Raw genomic sequence first — 14,189 nt, 5'->3', positions numbered from 1 at the left:
TCATTCGCTGGCGCAGAATTCGCTGATCATCCGCAGCCGGCGCTTGGGCTCGGCGACGAAGGGGTTGCGCTCGTCCCAGGCGTAGCCCGCGAGGATTGAGCAGATCATCCCGCGGATTTCCGGCGAGCCGCCGGCGTGGAAGATCACGTCCTGGAAGCTGCCTTCGTACCAGCCTTCGACATAGGCGCGGAAGGTGTCCACGCCCTTCTTCAGCGGGATGGAGAACTCGCTTTCCCAGTCCGGCGTCTCGCCGTTGAGCTGCCGGTCGAGCACGGCCGCGGCCATGCTCGCCGAACGCATGGCGATGGTCACGCCGGAGGAGAACACCGGGTCGAGGAACTCGGCGGCGTTACCCAGCAGGGCGAAGCCCTGGCCGTGCAGCGATTTGACGTTGGCCGAGTAGCCACCCAGGACGCGGGCCGGGGTGTCCCACACGGCGTTGCCCAGCAGGCGGCGCAGGTTCGGCGTCTCGGCGATGAAGCCCTTGAGGCAGGCGTCCAGGTCCTCGGGGCGGCCCGCATAGTGGCTGGGCTCGCCCACCACGCCCAGGGAGCAGCGACCGTTGCTGAAGGGGATCAGCCAGAACCAGATGTCGCGGTGCTCGGGGTGGATGCTGATGAGGATCTTCTCGCGATCGAAGCCGGCATCGTCGATGCGGTCCTCGATGTGGGTGAACACCGCCTGGCGCACCGGGAAGCTGGAGGGCGCTTCCAGGTCCAGCAGGCGCGGCAGCACCCGGCCGTAGCCGCTGGCGTCGAGGACGAAGGCGGTCTCCACCTGGTACTCGCTGCCGTCGAGGCGGCGCACGGTGAGCAGCGGGCAATCACCCCCGAACTCGGCGGCGACTATCTCTTCCTCGTAGCGGATTTCCACGCCCTGCAGCGCGGCCTGGTCGGCCAGCAGCTTGTCGAAGTTGGCCCGCTGCACCTGGAAGACGGTGCCCTTGCCCGGGGTGAATTTGTCGCGGAAGTCGAAATCGGTGTAGCGCTCGCCCCAGGCGAAGGCCGCGCCATGCTTGATCTGGAAGCCGGCGGCCATGACCGCTTCGAGCATCCCCGCTTCCTCGATGAAGTCCAGGCAATGGGACAGCAGGCTCTCGCCGATGGAGAAGCGCGGGAAGCGCTGGCGCTCGAGGATCAGCACGTCGTGGCCCTTGCGCTTGAGCAGGGCGGCGGCGATGGCGCCGGAAGGGCCGGCACCGATGACCACGACCTGGCGCTGCTGGATTTCAATGGGCTTCATGGGGACTCCTTTCCGGGGCGGTGGCTGCGGGCGCGTGCGCTCTGCGCGTCAGGGCCGGCAACAGGGTGGCGATCAATCCCATCAGCATCAGGGCGAAATACAGCTGCGCGCTGATGATGTGCTGCTGGAACAGAAGGTTGAGAAAAACGATTTCGGTGAGGCCGCGGGTGTTCAGCAGCACGGTTTCGCGCCACTTCACCGGGCTGGCCGCCAGGCGGCCTTCGGCCCAGGACAGGCCCAGCCAGTTGCCCGCCAGCTTGCTGACGATGGGCAGCACCAGCAGGGCGCCGAACTGCAGCCAGGAGTAGTTCTGCCAGGCCGTGTGCCAGTCGATCTGCAGCAGGCCGAAGGCGAGGATCAGCGGCACCGCCAGCCACACCTGCACGGCGTGGAACACGCCGGCCGGCAGCGGCAGGCGGAAGGGCAGGCGCAGGGCCGCCATCACCAGCAGGTAGGCGATGCCGAACACCAGGGCGTTGAGCTTGAGCTGCTGCAGCGTCAGCAGCAGGGCGAAGAACGCCAGGCTGTAGACCAGCGGCGCCCGCACCCGCGCCAGGTACAGCGCCAGCGGCAGCAGCGCCGCCAGCAGGGGCCAGAGCAGGGTGGTGGGTGCGGCGCTGCCCTGGGCCAGGCCGAAGATGCTCCAGCACATCAGGTCCATCAGGATCGCCGCCTGCAGCAGGCGACGGATGCTCGCCTCGTCGTAGCCCAGGTGGCGCAGGTAGAGGAACAGCACCGGGATCGCCGTCAGGGCGAACAGCAGCCCCACGGCGATTGCCGAGAGCAGGCCGTCGGCCGGCAGCAGCCAGAGGGCACAGCCCAGGCCGCAGAAGAACGGCAGGAAGAAGCTCGGCAGGGCGATCTTCACGCTGGAGGCCTGCAGGCGCAGGTCGATCACATCGCTGAGGATGTGCCCCAGCAGCAGGGTGAAGGCCACCCCGTAAAGCGACTGCAGCCAGGGAGCGGCGAGCACCTGGGCGTTGTCCAGGCCCACGGGCGCGCCCAGCCAGAGCATCACCAGCGGCAGGCCGAAACTGGCCAGCAGCAGCTGGCTGACGATGGGGATCAGGCCCAGCGTGCGGCCCACCCAGGTGACCAGGGCGAACAGCGCCAGCAGACCGATCCAGAACAGCACGACGCTCACGCCGGCACCTCCTTGCCATGGGCTTGTGCGGCCTGTGCCCAAGGGGCGAGCAGGAAGCAGAAGAACAGGCCGAGGCTGATGGCCAGGCCGAAGTTGGCGATGGCCGGGGTCTGGCTGAGCAGCAGCAGGCCGAAGGACAGCCAGCTGGTCATGCCCGACAGCAGGGTGCCCAGCAGGCTCACCGCCGCACCGCCCACCGCTTCGCGCATGAGGATGGCGTAATCGACGCCGATGGCGGTGATCAGCAGCAGGCCGAACAGGCTGAACAGGGTCAGCGGCTGGCCCAGCCAGCCGAGGCAGGCCAGGGACGCCAGCGCCGCCAGCAGCGGCAGGGCGACGATGCGCAGTGAGCCGCCGAGGCCGAAGGGGATGCACAGCAGCACGAGAATGGCCGCGCAGGAGGCCAGCTTGAGCTCGGCGGCGCTGAACTGGGTGGCGGCGAACAGCTGGTTGAGCTCGCCGATGCGGTCGATCAGTTGCACACCGTCCAGGCCTCGCGCGGCATCGGCCATCAGCGCCGGGGAGGCCAGCCCTTGCAGGCTGACGATGCCGGCGGCGCGGCCCTGGTCGTCGCTGCCGAGCCAGAGCGGGCGCCAGGCCTCGCCCAGGGGGCCGGCCAGGGCTGCATCCAGCGTTTGCGGGGGTTGGCTGCGCAGCCGGTTGAGTTCGTTTTCCAGCACCTCGGTGGGGATGCCCAGGTCGAGCAGCGCTTGCCAGTGCTGCGGCAGCCGCGCGAGCGCATCGCGCAGTGCCTGCAGTTCCGCTTCGGGCGCGACCAGCTGGCTGAGGGCGCGGTAGCCCTGCAGGTTGCCATCGGCCACCGCCGCGTCGAGGCGCTCGGCCAGCTCGGCCTGGCGCTGGAGCATCTGCTCCTGGCTGTCGCCACGCACCAGGAAGAACTGGCTGGTGGGTTGCAGGCCGGTGAGGCGGGCAATCTCGCGGGCTTCATCGAGCAGGCGGGGTTCGGCGCCGAGCCACTGGCGCAGGTCATTCTGCGGCTGCACCTGCCACAGGCCGGCGGCGCAGAAGGCCAATAGGGCCAGCAGCCAGGGCAGGCTGCCGGTGCGCGCCAGCAGGCGCTCGCGGCAGGCCAGCAGGCGCTCGGCCAGGCGCAGGGGCGCGTTCGGCGGCGCCAGGCGCAGGTTGCCCAGCAGCGCCGGCAGCAGGCACACCGAGCAGAGGTAGGCGGTGACCAGGCCGGCGGCGGAGAACACCGCGATCTGGGTCAGCGCCGGGAAGGGGGTGAAGGCCAGGGCCAGGTAGCCGATCAGGTTGGTGCCCAGGCTCAGGCTGAGCCCCGGCAGGGTGTCGCGTACCGCCTGCCAGGCGCGCCAGGGCTGGCCGGTCCAGCTCTTGCTCAGGTAGTGCAGCGGGTAGTCGGCGGCGACGCCGGTGAGGCTGGCGCCGAGCACCAGGGTCAGCGCGTTGATCTCGCCGAACACCAGCACGCAGGCGGTACAGCCCGCGCCCAGGGCCAGGCCCACCGGCAGCAGGCTGAGCAGGGTGCGCGGGCGGCGGAATACCACCAGCATCAGCAGCAGGGTGCCGAGGCTGGCGCCCCCGCCGATCAGGCTGATTTCGCGGGCCGCCTTGGCCTGGCCGGCGGCCGCGTGGAGCAGGCCGCTGGCCGCCAGCAGGTGGCCGCCTGCGGCTTCGATCTGCTGGCGGGCGCCGGCCACTTCGCCGGCCAACCAGGGCGGTGCCTGCATATCGAAGGCGCCGTCTTTGGTGCGGGCACGCAGCAGCACCCAGGTGGTGTCGCCGTCCTGCACCTGCAGCGCGCCACTGGCCAGGTCCGTCTGCACCCGGCTGGTGGGCACCAGGGCCTTCTGCGCGAGGCCGGCGATGCCCAGCCAGTCGTCCTCGGCCGGCACCAGGGCGACGGCGGAGAAGGGGTCGAAAAGACGTTCGGCGCGCTGGGCGATGAAGCGTTCGGGCGCCTGCTCCAGCAACTGGCGGTCGGCACGGGGCAGCAGCGCCAGGCGGCTGTCCTGCAGTTGCTGGCGCAGGGCGGGCAGGTCGGCCTGCAAGCTCCACTGCACGCGCTCGAAGCGCGGTTCGCCTTGCCAGCGTTCGGCAATCTGCCGGGCCAGGGCCTGGGCGCGCCCGGCGTCGGTGTGGCCCACCAGCAGCAATACCTCGCGGTTCAGCGGTTCCTGCATGCGCTGTTCGGCGCGCTGCACCCAGGCGTCACCGGCGCCCTGGGGCAGCAGGGCGAGCATGTCGGCGGCCACCGGCGGGCCGTTGCGCCATTGCCAGGCGGCCAGCGCCAGCAGGGCCACCAGGCCCAGCAGGAACAGGCGCGGCAACAGGCGTTCAGGGCGCAAGGTCACGTGCCTCCGCGGCATCGAGGGCGTCGCCTGGCTGGCTTGCCGGCAGGCGCAGCACGGTGCTGTCGCCTTGGGTTTCCAGCAGCTCGATGCGTTCCACCAGGGCGCCGCCCTGGATCTGGATGGCGCTGAAGATCTGCTTGAGCAGCAGGGAATTCGGGGTCAGTTGCAGCTGCCAGTGGTCGGCGTCGCCGCGGAGCTGCAGCTGGAAGTCGCGGGCCAGGCCCTGGTGGTCGCCCTTGAGCACGGCGAGGAACAGGCGGCTCTGCTGGGCGGCGACGTCCTGGCCGGGCTGCGCCTGCCACTGGCCGTCGACGCGGCGGGCGATGCCGGCGGCGCCGATGCGGTAGTCCTGCTGCAGCGGCTTCTCCAGCAGCCAGAGCAGTCCCTGCTCGCGGGAGAGCACGAAATGCCCTTCGCTGGTCAGCGGTCTGGGCAGGGCGCGCAGGTGTTTCTCCTGCACGAAGGGGCCGCGCACCACGGCGGGCTTGCCCAGTTGCGCGGCGAGCTGGTCGAGGTCGAAGGCCTGGGCGAGCGAGCCCGCCAGCAGGGCCGGCACCAGCAGCAAGACGCGCAGCAGGCGGGCGGTCATGGCAGCGCCCGCTCCACGGCTTCGACGAACACCTTGGGTGAGGCCAACAGCATCTCGCGGGTGGCGATCTCCACCGCCACCTGCACGCTGCTGCCCCGGGTCAGGCGCTCGCCGGTGGCGGCGTCGGTGATCAGGTAGTTGATCTTCAGGCGGTTCTCCCACTCCACCAGGTCGGCGCGCACGACGATGGTCTGGCCGAAGCGGGCGCCACGGATGTAGCGCAGCTGCAGATCGATGATCGGCCAGGCATAACCGGCGTCACGCATCTGCGAATAGTTGTGGCCGAGCTTGTCGAGCAGGGCGCAGCGGGCGATTTCCAGGTACTTGACGTAGTGGCCGTGCCAGACCACTTCCATCATGTCGACGTCGAAGAAGGGCACGAGGACTTCCACCTCGGCCTGGATCACCCCGGCGCTACGCATAGAGCCTCCAGTGGCGGGCGCGGATGCGCTCCAGGCACAGGCGCAGCTCGCCCTCCAGGGCGCGGTCCTCGATCACCGGCGGGAAGTCGCCGGCCAGTTGCTGGTGCATGGCGGTCAGCGGCTCGGGCAGCGCGCGCGGGTTCTCGCGCTGGCGCAGCCAGACGCCCTGGTTGGCGGCCAGCAGGGTGGCGGCGGCCACCTGTTCGGTGAGCTCCAGGCTGCGCAGGGCATCGCGGGCAGCGATGGTGCCCATGCTGACCTTGTCCTGGTTGTGGCACTCGGTGGAGCGCGAGAAGACGCTGGCCGGCAGGGTGTTCTTCAGCGCCTCGGCGGTCCAGGCGCTGGCGCCGATCTGCACCGCCTTGAAGCCGTGGTTGATCATGGCCGTGGCCTGGGGCGCGCCGGAGAGGTTGCTCGGCAGGCCGTGGTTGTAGCGCACGTCCACCAGCAGGGCGAGCTGGCGATCGAGCAGGTCGGCGACGTTGCCCACCAGGTTCTTCAGGCTGTCCATGGCGAAGGCGATGTGGCCGCCGTAGAAGTGGCCGCCGTGGAGCACGCGCTCGGCCTCGGCATCGATCAGCGGGTTATCGTTGGCGCTGTTCAGCTCGGTCTCGATGAACTGCCGCAGCAGGCCCAGGCTGTCGGCCAGCACGCCCAGCACATGGGGCGCGCAGCGCAGCGAGTAGCGGTCCTGCAGGCGGTGCAGCGGCGGCGTCGGCGCGTCGATGGCCAGATCCTGGCGCAGCCAGGCAGCCACCTGCATCTGTCCCGGGTGCGGCTTGGCGGCGAACAGGCGCTCGTCGAAGTGCTCCGGGTTGCCTTCCAGCGCCACCACGTTGAGCGCGGTGATGCGCGTGGCCAGTTGCAGCAGGTAGTCGGCGCGGGCGTAGGCGAGGCAGGCCAGGGCGGTCATCACGGCGGTGCCGTTCATCAGCGCCAGGGCTTCCTTGGGGCGCAGCACCAGCGGCTGCCAGCCCAGTTCGGCGTGGACCTCGGCGGCGCTGCGGCGCTGGCCCTTGTGGAACATGTCGCGCTGGCCGGAAAGGGTCGCGGCGACATAGGAAAGAGGGGTGAGGTCGCCGCTGGCGCCCACCGAGCCCTCTTCCGGGATCACCGGCAGCACGTCCTCGTCGATGAAGGCCTGGAGGCGCTCCAGCAGTTCGACGCGCACGCCGGAAACGCCATGGCACAGCGACTGCAGGCGTGCCGCCAGCACTGCGCGGGTGGCGGCCTCGTCCAGCACCTTGCCCAGGCCGCAGCCGTGGAAGGTGAACAGGTGGCGCGGCAGGGCTTCGACCTGCTCCAGCGGCACGGCCACCACGCAGGAGTCGCCATAGCCGGTGGTGACGCCGTAGATCACGCCTTCCTTGTCCAGCAGGGTGTCGAGGAAACGCGCGCCCTTGGCGATGCGCTCGCGCCAGGCGGCGTCGCCCTGCAACAGGGAGGGGGCGCGGCGCTGGGACAGGGCCACGACCTGCTCGATGGTCAGCGGCAGCTCGCCGAAGACCACGGGTTCAGGCTGATGTGTCGTCATGTTCGTTCCAGAACGGGTAGAAGTTGAACCATTGCTCGGGCGCCTTCAGGCACAGCTCGCCGAGGCGCTGGGCATAGCGTTGGACCCAGCCTTCGATCACCGCGTCACGTTCGCCACGGCGCCACTGCACGGCGTCGGCGAAGGGTTCGAGGAACACCTTGTAGCGGCCGTCGATCTTCAGGCAGGTCATCAGGTTGAGCGGACACTTGAGCAGCCCGGCCAGCAGCCAGGGGCCCTGGGGGAAGGCGGCGGGGTGGCCGAGGAAGTCGACCTTGACGTTGCGCCCGCCGTGCAGCGGCACGCGGTCGCCGGCGATGGCCAGCCATTCGCCGCGCTCCAGGCGATCGCTCAATTGCAGCATGATCGCCGGGTCCAGTTCGCTGACCTGGATCAGCCGCAGGTGACTGGCGCCGGCCTCGCCCAGCAGGCGGTTGAAGCGCTCGGCGTGGCGGGTGTGCACCAGCACGTTCATCTGCACCTTCTCGCCCAGCTCGGCCAGGGCGCGGCACACCTCCAGGTTGCCCAGGTGGGCGCCCACCAGCAGCTGGCCGCGCTCGCCGCGCAGTTGCTGGCGCAGGCCGCTCGGGTCCACCAGTTCGATGCGTTCCAGGGGCAGCTTGCCGCGCCAGATGTCGAGCTTGTCCAGCAGGGCGTCGGCGAAGGCCATGAACTGGGCGAACACCGAGCGGAGGGTCGGCGCCAGCTCCGGCCGGCCGCTCCAGGCGGCCAGGTTGGCCTGGTAGCGGCGGGCGCTGCGGCGGGCCTTGGCACCGAAGAGAAAGAAGTAGAACACGATGATGTAGAGCAGCGGGCTGAGCACGCGCCGGCCCAGGTGGCGCACGGCCAGGGCGGTGAACTTCATCAGCAGGAAGCTGCCGCGTTCGTCCTGGCGTGCCCAGTGCCCCTCGCTCATGGCCGGCACCTGCGCCAGAGGATCAGCGGGGCGCGCAGGAGCATGCCGAAGAACAGCTTGGCGTGCATCTTGGAGATCAGCGCGTTGTCGTGGAACAGGCGGAAGTGCGAGAGCCCGTCCAGCGGGTAGTGCACCCGGGTCGGCAGCCAGTGCATGGGCTGGTTGCGCCAGGCCAGGCGCACGAGGATCTCCGGGTCGAAGTCCATGCGCTTGCCCAGGCTCGCGGAGTCGATCAGCGCCAGGGTCGGTGCCAGGGGGTAGACGCGGAAGCCGCACATGCCGTCGCGGATCGACAGCGACAGGCTGTTGATCCACACCCAGACGTGGGTCAGGTAGCGGGCATAGAGGCGGCTCTTGGGCACGCTCTCGTCGTATTGCGGGTAGCCGCACACCAGTTCCGCGGGGCGGGCTTCGGCGGCGGCGAGGAAGCGCTGTACGTCTTCGAGGTCGTGCTGGCCGTCGGCATCCACCTGCAGCGCGTGGGAGAAGCCCAGGCGCCCGGCCTCGCGCAGCCCGGCCATCACCGCGCCGCCCTTGCCCTGGTTCACCGCCAGGCGCACCAGGTGGACATCGGGCTGGGTGGCCAGATCATCCATCACCCGTGCGCAGTCGGTGCTGGAGGCGTCGTCCACCAGCACGCAGGGCAGGCCGTGCTGGCGCAGGGCGTCCACCACCAGGGGCAGGGCGTGTTCGTGGTTGTAGACGGGAATCACCGCGCAGCTCTTAAACATGCGCGGCCACCAGCAGGATGCGCCCGGAGGAGCAGGCGGCCTCGCCATTGCGGAAGGCGAAGTAGAGCTTGCCCTTGTCGGCGTCGAAGCGCAGGGACAGCTGCAGGCGATCGCCGGGGCGTACCAGTTGCTGGAATTTCAGCACTTCCATGCCGGCGAAGCGTGGCGGCAGGTCCATGAGCTGGCGGGCCAGCTGCTGGGCCCAGTCGATCTGCACCACGCCAGGCAACACCGGGGTGCGCGGGAAGTGGCCGGAGAAGTGCGCCAGGTCCAGCGGCACTTCCAGTTCGAGCTGCCATTCGCCGTAGGCTTCGCGGCTGGCCAGCGGCTCCACGGTTTTCGGGCGCGGGGCCTTGACCAGGGTTTCCACCAGCGCCTGGGGCAGCTTGCCCTGGCTGCTCCAGGGCAACTGGCGCAGCAGGCGCCAGCGGCGCGGCAGGGCGATGGCTTCGCAATGGCCGGCCAGGTGGCGGCGCAGGGTTTCGGTGACGGCGCGGCGGCCCTGGTTGCGCAGGGCGTGGATGCCGTCGGCACTCAGGGCCACCAGGGCGCCGAGGAAGGCGCGGCCTTCCTGCACCACGCCCAGGCGGGCTTCGGCCACCCAGGGATGTTCGCCCAGGGCCTGTTCCAGCATGGGCAGGGAGATGCGTTTCTCTTCCAGCTTGACGATGCGGTCGAGCCGGCCGAGCAGTTCGAAGCGGCCGTCGGCGTCGATGCGCACGGCATCGGCGGTCTGTTCGCGGTGGCCGGCGGGCAGGTAGGGCGAGGCGAGGTTCAGTGCGCCTTCCTCGTCCCGGCCCAGCTCGACGCCGGCGAAGGGCTGCCACAGGGCGCCGCCCTGGCGCCAGGCGATGCCGCCGGTCTCGGAGCTGCCGTAGATTTCCGTGGGCCACTGGCCGAGGCGCTGCTGCAGCTCGGCAGCGGCGTCGGCGGGCAGGGCGCCCCCGGAGGAAAACACCCGGCGTACGCCCCCCAGGGCGGGCCAGTCGAGGTTGTCGCCCATGCGCTTGAGCAGGGCGGGGCTGGCGACCCAGGCGAAGTCGCCGGCCTCCAGGCTGGCCTGCTGCATGTCTTCGGCGAAGGGCTGGGCCCGGCGCACGAAGGGGCGGCCGGCGCACAGGGGCCAGAGCACGCGGAACAGCAGGCCGTAGATGTGCTGGGCGGAGACGCTGGCCACCAGGGTGGCGCCAGCCAGGTCGCCGCCCCAGAGCGCTTCCAGGGCTTCGACCTCGTTGGCCAGCTGGCGCAGGGTCTTGTCGATCAGCTTGGCTTCGCCGCTGGAGCCTGAGGTGCACAGCACCAGGCGGCAGGCGTCCAGGTCCAGCGCGGCGGGGGCCAGGGGCTCGCCGTCGAGGCCGTCGAGGGTGTCGAGCCAGAGGTCGCAGCGTTCGCCGAGGCGCTTGCGGGTCTGTGCCTGGGCGTCGGCCGGCAGCAGCACCTCGATGCCGGCGCGCCAGGCGGCCAGCAGGGCGGTGGCCAGCTCGGCGCCGTCTTCAAGGTACAGGGCGACGCGCTGGATGCCGCGGGCCTGGAGGGCACCGGCCAGGCGCAGGGCGCGCTGAGCGAGGGTGGCCTGGTCCAGCGCCGGGGCGAAGGTGACCGGGCGTTGCGCGGCGGTGTGGAGCAGCAGGTCCTGCGGGGCGATCCAGTTCACGCGAACCTCCGCACACGCTGGCGCACCAGCCACTCGCCGGCGAACAGCAGGCCCATCAGCAGGTAGGCGATGAAGCCGGTGTAGAGGGTCCACCAGCTGAGCGGCGCCCAGAGGGTGAGAGCCGCAGCCATCAGGCCGTTGGCCAGGAAGAACAGCGCCCAGACGGCGGTGACGCGGCGGGTGTAGCGCACCGCCACCTCGGGCAGCTCGGGCTCGCGCAGGCGCGCCAGGCGTTCCACCAGCGGCATGCCATGGACCAGGCTGGCGCCGAACAGGCCCAGCAGCACGGCGCTCATCAGCACCGGGTACCAGCGCAGCAGGTCGGCCTGGTTGACCAGCCCCAGCAGCAGGCAGAAGCCCAGGGCGGCGATGGCCGTCCAGCGGTTGCCGGGGCGTTGCGCGGCGCTCAGGCTGCGGGCCAGCCAGAGGCCGCCCAGCAGCAGGGCGAACAGGCGCGGCGACAGGTGCTCCATGCCGTAGTACACGGCGAAGGGGTAGCCCAGCCCGGCCAGCACCAGCAGCAGCCCGATCAGGCGGCTCATGCGGGCTCGTTCACCAGGCGGTGCACGGCCTCGACCACGTCGCTGACGGTGCGCACGGCCTTGAAGTCCTCGGCGGCGATCTTGCGGCCGGTGTGGCGCTTGATGTGGTCGATCAGGTCGACGGCGTCGATGCTGTCGATCTCCAGGTCCTCGTAGAGGTTGGATTCCAGGCTGATCTGCGCCGGGTCCAGCTCGAAGAGTTCGACCAGGGCGTCGCGCAGGGTGGTGAAGATCTCGTCACGGGTTTGCATCGCGGTCTTTCCTCAGGCGGCTTTCTGTGCCGAGACGAAGGCCGCGAGGCTGGCCACGTTGGCAAAGTGTTTGCGGGTGTCCTTGGCATCGGCGTCGATCTTGATGCCGAAGCGCTTCTGGATGGCCAGGCCCAGTTCCAGGGCGTCCACCGAATCCAGGCCCAGGCCTTCGCCGAACAGGGTCTGCTCGGCGTCGATGTCGTCGGGGCCGATGTCTTCGAGGCCCAGGGCCTCGATGATCAGGTTCTTGATTTCAAGCTGCAGAGCGCTCATCCAGGCCGAGCTCCTTCATGAAGTGTTGATGCAGATGGTCGTTGAGGCGGCGCGAGGCGATCGGCGCCGGCCCCTGTGCGGCGAAGCTCTGCGGGTCGATGTCGTGGCCGACGCGCAGGTGGAAGTGGAAGCGCCGCGCCGGGATGCTGTACCAGGGCTCGGCCTTGGTCAGGGTGGTGGGGGTCACGGTGATGGTCACCGGGGTGACGATGCGGGCGCCGCGCAGGGCGATGGCGGCGGCGCCGCGATGGAACTGCGGGGCCTGGCCCGGCGTGGTGCGGGTGCCTTCGGGAAAGACGATCAGGGTCTGGCCTTCCTGCAGGGCGGCGGCGGCCTCGTCGAGCATGTCCATGCTGCCGCTGTTGCTGATGTACTGGGCGGCGCGGATCGGGCCACGCATGCAGGGGTTGTCCCACAGGCTCTGCTTGACCACGCAGTTGGCATCGCGGATCAGGGCGATCAGCACCACCACGTCGATCAGCGAGGGGTGGTTGGCGATGATCATCTGCCCGGGGCGGCCGAGGCGCTCGGCGCCTTCCACTTCATAGGTGAGCACGCCGCTGCGGTACATGAACTGCACGAACAGCCAGAACAGCCGGCTGGTGGTGGCGCGGGCGCGGCGACGGCGGTCGAGGGCGCTGCCCGGCAGCAGCGACAGCAGCGGGAATACGACGATGCGCAACAGCACGCCACCGACCCCGAACAGGGTGAAGGACAGCGCGGTGGCGATCAGGCGCCACCAGTAGGGGGCGTTGGGGCGGGCGTTCAGGGCCGGTTGCGTTGCCAGGTCCATTTACGGCTCTTCCATTGATGCTGACGGTGGGGCAGATCGTTAAGCAGTGCTCGCAGCAGGCCCAGTGCATGGGGCCAGGGTTCCGGCGCCTGTTCCGGCGCTTCGGGGGACAGCTTCAGCTGCCACTGGTCCCCGGGCGCGAGCCGCAGGGCCACGGCGTAGGGGAAGGGCACATCCTCCACCCACGGGCGGTAGATGTCCGGCGGGCACTCCTCGGTCACTACCAGCAGCACGGCCGGGGCGCCTTCGGCGAGCATGCCGGCGGCTTCCAGGGCCGCGTGCTCCAGGCCGTCGCCTTCGGCGGCCAGGGCGGTCATCTCGCTGGTGTCACCCCGCAGGATCGACCACTGGCCGATGATCGCGTTGTGCACGGAAAGACTGAACTGGGTGGGCGACAGCGGCTCGCCGCGCGCCAGGTCCTGCAGCAGGGCCAGGGTGCGGGGCGTTTCGCCGTGGCGCGAGGCGAACACCATGGGCAGTTGCTCACCCTCGGCGGCCAGGGGCCAGGCGACGCTCATCGCCATGCGTGCGAGGCGCGACAGGCGCCGCCGCTGCATGGCGGGAAGGAAGGAGACATCGGGTTGCGCAGTGAGGTCGGCAGGCGCGAACGGCTGCCTGCACCAGGCGCGCCAGTCGTCCTCGCTTTCCAGACCCGGGGCCCAGGCACGCCATTGTTCGATGCTGAAGTGAGTCACGCTAAGAGCTCTTCCCGGCCCCTGTGGGCGTCCTTGTCGACTGGCAATCCCTGAACGACAAAGGCCTTGTCGATGACGCCATAGCAAAGTGCCGCATTATCCCCGACCGTCGGGTAACTTCGCAAACTTCAGACACAATCTTCAGATGTAAGGCACATAAATCCCCGCTGGTAAGAAAGGCCCGTCAGTGCTCGCCCTTGTCACGGGCTTTGCATAGAATCCGGGACTATCCAAGGGACCCGGGAGGTGTGTGATGCGGCGAGTGGTGTTCAATCAGAAGGGCGGCGTGGGCAAGTCGAGCATCGCCTGCAACCTGGCGGCGGTGAGTGCATCGGAGGGTTATCGCACGCTGCTGATCGACCTCGACACCCAGGCCAACTCCACCCACTACCTGACGGGCCTGACCGGCGAGGACATCCCCATGGGGATCGCCGACTTCTTCAAGCAGACCCTGTCGTCCGGGCCCTTCGGCAAGAAGGGCAAGGTGGATATCTACGAAACCCCCTTCGACAACCTGCACGTGATCACCGCCACGGCGGAGCTGGCCGACCTGCAGCCGAAGCTGGAGGCCAAGCACAAGATCAACAAGCTGGCGAAGCTGCTGGACGAGCTGGCCGAGGATTACGACCGTATCTACCTGGATACGCCGCCGGCCTTGAACTTCTATACGGTTTCGGCGCTGATCGCGGCGGATCGCGTATTGATTCCCTTCGATTGCGACAGCTTCTCGCGCAATGCCCTCTACGGCCTGCTGGCCGAGATCGAGGAGCTGAAGGAAGACCACAACGACGGCCTGGAGGTGGAAGGCATCGTGGTCAACCAGTTCCAGCCCCGCGCCAGCCTGCCCCAGCAGCTGCTGGACGAACTCATCGCCGAGGGCCTGCCGGTGCTGCCGGTGAACCTGATGAGCTCGGTGAAAATGCGCGAGTCCCACCAGGCCTGCACCCCGCTCATCCACCTGGACCGCAGCCACAAGCTCACCCAGCAATTCGTCGAGCTGCACAATCTTCTTGAAGCCTGAAGCCTGAAGCCTGAAGCCTGAAGCCTGAAGCCTGAAGCCTGAAGCCTGAAGC

15 protein-coding genes are annotated in these 14,189 nt (G+C 69.4%); 1 reads left to right on the top strand and 14 read right to left on the bottom strand.

Annotation, left to right across the window (positions count from 1 at the left end):
- The 14 genes from OEJ36_RS06915 to OEJ36_RS06850 are packed head-to-tail and all read right to left on the bottom strand — an operon-like array spanning nucleotide 1 to nucleotide 13,116.
- A complete protein-coding gene (locus tag OEJ36_RS06915) occupies nucleotides 1-1,242 on the bottom strand; it encodes an NAD(P)/FAD-dependent oxidoreductase (protein WP_263400883.1) in 1,242 nt (413 codons plus the stop codon).
- On the bottom strand, nucleotides 1,229-2,386 hold the full coding sequence (locus OEJ36_RS06910) for a sodium:proton antiporter (RefSeq protein ID WP_263400882.1): 1,158 nt from the start codon (nucleotides 2,384-2,386) through the stop codon (nucleotides 1,229-1,231). The genes OEJ36_RS06915 and OEJ36_RS06910 overlap by 14 nt, the downstream gene beginning before the upstream one ends.
- Nucleotides 2,383-4,734: an MMPL family transporter gene (locus OEJ36_RS06905; RefSeq protein ID WP_263400881.1), complete on the bottom strand. Its 2,352-nt coding sequence runs from the start codon at nucleotides 4,732-4,734 to the stop codon at nucleotides 2,383-2,385. Before OEJ36_RS06905 ends, OEJ36_RS06910 begins: the two co-directional genes overlap by 4 nt.
- Nucleotides 4,703-5,308 carry an outer membrane lipoprotein carrier protein LolA gene (locus OEJ36_RS06900; protein WP_263400880.1) on the bottom strand — a complete coding sequence of 202 codons (606 nt, stop codon included), beginning with the start codon at nucleotides 5,306-5,308 and terminating at the stop codon, nucleotides 4,703-4,705. Before OEJ36_RS06900 ends, OEJ36_RS06905 begins: the two co-directional genes overlap by 32 nt.
- Nucleotides 5,305-5,730: an acyl-CoA thioesterase gene (locus OEJ36_RS06895; RefSeq protein WP_263400879.1), complete on the bottom strand. Its 426-nt coding sequence runs from the start codon at nucleotides 5,728-5,730 to the stop codon at nucleotides 5,305-5,307. The genes OEJ36_RS06900 and OEJ36_RS06895 overlap by 4 nt, the downstream gene beginning before the upstream one ends.
- Nucleotides 5,723-7,264 (bottom strand): histidine ammonia-lyase, encoded by a 1,542-nt coding sequence (gene hutH / locus OEJ36_RS06890; protein ID WP_263400878.1) that lies wholly within the window; start codon nucleotides 7,262-7,264, stop codon nucleotides 5,723-5,725. The genes OEJ36_RS06895 and hutH overlap by 8 nt, the downstream gene beginning before the upstream one ends.
- A complete protein-coding gene (locus tag OEJ36_RS06885) occupies nucleotides 7,245-8,177 on the bottom strand; it encodes a glycosyl transferase (protein ID WP_263400877.1) in 933 nt (310 codons plus the stop codon). The genes hutH and OEJ36_RS06885 overlap by 20 nt, the downstream gene beginning before the upstream one ends.
- Nucleotides 8,174-8,908, bottom strand: a complete 735-nt coding sequence (locus OEJ36_RS06880; RefSeq protein ID WP_263400876.1) for a glycosyltransferase family 2 protein — start codon at nucleotides 8,906-8,908, stop codon at nucleotides 8,174-8,176. The genes OEJ36_RS06885 and OEJ36_RS06880 overlap by 4 nt, the downstream gene beginning before the upstream one ends.
- Entirely contained in the window at nucleotides 8,901-10,562 is a 1,662-nt protein-coding gene (locus tag OEJ36_RS06875) for an acyl-CoA synthetase family protein (RefSeq protein ID WP_263400875.1), read from the bottom strand. The genes OEJ36_RS06880 and OEJ36_RS06875 overlap by 8 nt, the downstream gene beginning before the upstream one ends.
- Nucleotides 10,559-11,104, bottom strand: coding sequence for a hypothetical protein (locus OEJ36_RS06870; protein ID WP_021219837.1), 546 nt, complete (start codon nucleotides 11,102-11,104; stop codon nucleotides 10,559-10,561). The genes OEJ36_RS06875 and OEJ36_RS06870 overlap by 4 nt, the downstream gene beginning before the upstream one ends.
- The gene (locus tag OEJ36_RS06865) at nucleotides 11,101-11,355 is read right to left on the bottom strand and encodes an acyl carrier protein (protein ID WP_021219836.1); all 255 of its coding nucleotides are present in this window, start codon (nucleotides 11,353-11,355) and stop codon (nucleotides 11,101-11,103) included. The genes OEJ36_RS06870 and OEJ36_RS06865 overlap by 4 nt, the downstream gene beginning before the upstream one ends.
- 12 nt (nucleotides 11,356-11,367) lie before the next feature.
- Nucleotides 11,368-11,628 carry a phosphopantetheine-binding protein gene (locus OEJ36_RS06860; RefSeq protein ID WP_021219835.1) on the bottom strand — a complete coding sequence of 87 codons (261 nt, stop codon included), beginning with the start codon at nucleotides 11,626-11,628 and terminating at the stop codon, nucleotides 11,368-11,370.
- A complete protein-coding gene (locus tag OEJ36_RS06855; RefSeq protein ID WP_263400874.1) occupies nucleotides 11,609-12,421 on the bottom strand; it encodes a lysophospholipid acyltransferase family protein in 813 nt (270 codons plus the stop codon). Before OEJ36_RS06855 ends, OEJ36_RS06860 begins: the two co-directional genes overlap by 20 nt.
- Nucleotides 12,394-13,116, bottom strand: coding sequence for a beta-ketoacyl synthase chain length factor (locus tag OEJ36_RS06850; protein ID WP_263400873.1), 723 nt, complete (start codon nucleotides 13,114-13,116; stop codon nucleotides 12,394-12,396). The genes OEJ36_RS06855 and OEJ36_RS06850 overlap by 28 nt, the downstream gene beginning before the upstream one ends.
- Before the next feature lie 253 nt (nucleotides 13,117-13,369).
- On the opposite strand from OEJ36_RS06850, the gene OEJ36_RS06845 reads away from it, so the two are divergent.
- Nucleotides 13,370-14,137, top strand: coding sequence for a ParA family protein (locus OEJ36_RS06845; RefSeq protein WP_263400872.1), 768 nt, complete (start codon nucleotides 13,370-13,372; stop codon nucleotides 14,135-14,137).
- Nucleotides 14,138-14,189: the final 52 nt, after the last annotated feature.

The sequence above is a fragment of the Pseudomonas sp. PDM13 genome, assembly GCF_025685765.1.
GTDB lineage: Bacteria > Pseudomonadota > Gammaproteobacteria > Pseudomonadales > Pseudomonadaceae > Metapseudomonas > Metapseudomonas solani.
This window is presented reverse-complemented; position numbering and strand designations above follow the sequence as displayed.

Bases quoted from the DNA above. Each gene is read 5' to 3' on its own strand.
- OEJ36_RS06860 (WP_021219835.1), bottom strand. From the start codon at position 11,628: ATGAGCGCTCTGCAGCTTGAAATCAAGAACCTGATCATCGAGGCCCTG.
- OEJ36_RS06870 (WP_021219837.1), bottom strand. From the start codon at position 11,104: ATGAGCCGCCTGATCGGGCTGCTGCTGGTGCTGGCCGGGCTGGGCTAC.
- OEJ36_RS06880 (WP_263400876.1), bottom strand. From the start codon at position 8,908: ATGTTTAAGAGCTGCGCGGTGATTCCCGTCTACAACCACGAACACGCC.
- OEJ36_RS06900 (WP_263400880.1), bottom strand. From the start codon at position 5,308: ATGACCGCCCGCCTGCTGCGCGTCTTGCTGCTGGTGCCGGCCCTGCTG.
- OEJ36_RS06865 (WP_021219836.1), bottom strand. From the start codon at position 11,355: ATGCAAACCCGTGACGAGATCTTCACCACCCTGCGCGACGCCCTGGTC.
- OEJ36_RS06845 (WP_263400872.1), top strand. From the start codon at position 13,370: ATGCGGCGAGTGGTGTTCAATCAGAAGGGCGGCGTGGGCAAGTCGAGC.
- hutH (WP_263400878.1), bottom strand. From the start codon at position 7,264: ATGACGACACATCAGCCTGAACCCGTGGTCTTCGGCGAGCTGCCGCTG.
- OEJ36_RS06855 (WP_263400874.1), bottom strand. From the start codon at position 12,421: ATGGACCTGGCAACGCAACCGGCCCTGAACGCCCGCCCCAACGCCCCC.
- OEJ36_RS06895 (WP_263400879.1), bottom strand. From the start codon at position 5,730: ATGCGTAGCGCCGGGGTGATCCAGGCCGAGGTGGAAGTCCTCGTGCCC.
- OEJ36_RS06915 (WP_263400883.1), bottom strand. From the start codon at position 1,242: ATGAAGCCCATTGAAATCCAGCAGCGCCAGGTCGTGGTCATCGGTGCC.
- OEJ36_RS06905 (WP_263400881.1), bottom strand. From the start codon at position 4,734: ATGCCGCGGAGGCACGTGACCTTGCGCCCTGAACGCCTGTTGCCGCGC.
- OEJ36_RS06885 (WP_263400877.1), bottom strand. From the start codon at position 8,177: ATGAGCGAGGGGCACTGGGCACGCCAGGACGAACGCGGCAGCTTCCTG.